At 63.9% G+C, this 1,298-nt stretch carries 1 protein-coding gene; it reads right to left on the bottom strand.

What is annotated here, in order from left to right; genetic code table 11:
- Positions 1-785: 785 nt before the first annotated feature.
- Positions 786-1,187: a hypothetical protein gene (locus ACFFGH_RS34345; RefSeq protein WP_386677450.1), complete on the bottom strand. Its 402-nt coding sequence runs from the start codon at positions 1,185-1,187 to the stop codon at positions 786-788.
- Between the last annotated feature and the right edge of the window lie 111 nt (positions 1,188-1,298).

Here is a 1,298-nt window from a genome sequence, read left to right as displayed (position 1 = left end):
TTAAGCCGAACCGCGAAGCGGTTTCGGCTTGAACGCGTAGTTAGGCCCGAAAGAGTCCGAGGTACCTGGACACTTGCTGGCCCGGAAGAAAGCTGGAGGTCGCGCCGAACCCTCACAGCAACAAGGCGATCTTACCCGTCCGCAGCGTCCGAAGGCGGGTCACCCACAGGCAGCTGTGCGACAAGCGCCCGCTAGGAAGCCGCAGTGCCTAACGCTTTCAGTTAGGCCCGAGAACCCAGCCGGGCGCGGACCGGAAGGGCGTGAGGCCCGATGCGGCCGAAGGCAGCCAGCTGTCCCGAACGAATACGGCGGGCGCTGCGGTGCAAGACCGGCACTGTGACCGAGTAAGGCAAGCGCGCGAGGTCAGACAGAACAACGCTGAGCAAGTACGCCTATTGCCCGCCTAACACCTGAGTTAAGCCGCGCCGCGAAGCGGCGTCGGCTTGGACGAGTTGTTAGACCGACGCGGAGTTACCACGGAGCCCACCCGGCCGGAGCCTTCCCTTTGCGGCCCACGTGTAAGAAGAGAAGGGTCATGTATACGGTGACAGCGAGCATCGGTATGAGCACGGGGTGCTGCAGGAGACCGCCCAGACCTTCTGCTAAGAGTGCAACGGCGATGCCCGTGAGCGCGATGGCCGTCACGCCAACGAAGACCAAGGCCAGCCAACGCAGCGCTCCATGGACAGCTTGTCCCGACCACGGCGGGGGAGGGAGCCTTCTCTTCATTGGTCTAACACCTGAGTTAAGCCGCGCCGCGAAGCGGCGTCGGCTTAGACGAATTGTTAGGTGCCAGCCGGTGCTTCCGGGGCAGGCTTGAGGACACCCAGCTCTGCGAGAAGATACTCCACAGCTTCGGGCAGCATGACGGGCCAGACAAAGAACGCGTGGACAAGGTGACCGAGCCGCGGCCGGGCGTCCGGGGCCTTTGCGGGCATGCGGACATAGGCGACCAACTCATAGACGATGTAGAGCGCGCCGCCGGATACGGCCGCCACCGCCCACGTCGCGAGCGCTTGGCGCCACGGCAGGGCCACCAGCATGGCAATGCCCAGCAGAAACCCGGCCAGCAAGCCGAGGTTCCGCCACCCACGGACGTGCGGACGCTGGAACAGCGAGAAGAACGAGCTCCAGCCGGCCGAGGCAGCCAGCAGGCAGAGCCAGAACGGATCGACGAGTTGCGACATAGCTTCCCCTAGCACCTAACACCTTGAGTTAAGCCGAACTGCGAAGCAGTTTCGGCTTGGACGAATTGTTAGGCCGAATTGGCGAGGACGCTCGGCGATCTGCCCCCAAGC

It is taken from the genome of Lysobacter korlensis, from assembly GCF_042434515.1.
Note: the sequence above shows the minus strand (reverse complement) of the source record. Positions and strands in the feature narration are given on the sequence as shown.

Bases quoted from the DNA above. Each gene is read 5' to 3' on its own strand.
- ACFFGH_RS34345 (WP_386677450.1), bottom strand. From the start codon at position 1,187: ATGTCGCAACTCGTCGATCCGTTCTGGCTCTGCCTGCTGGCTGCCTCG.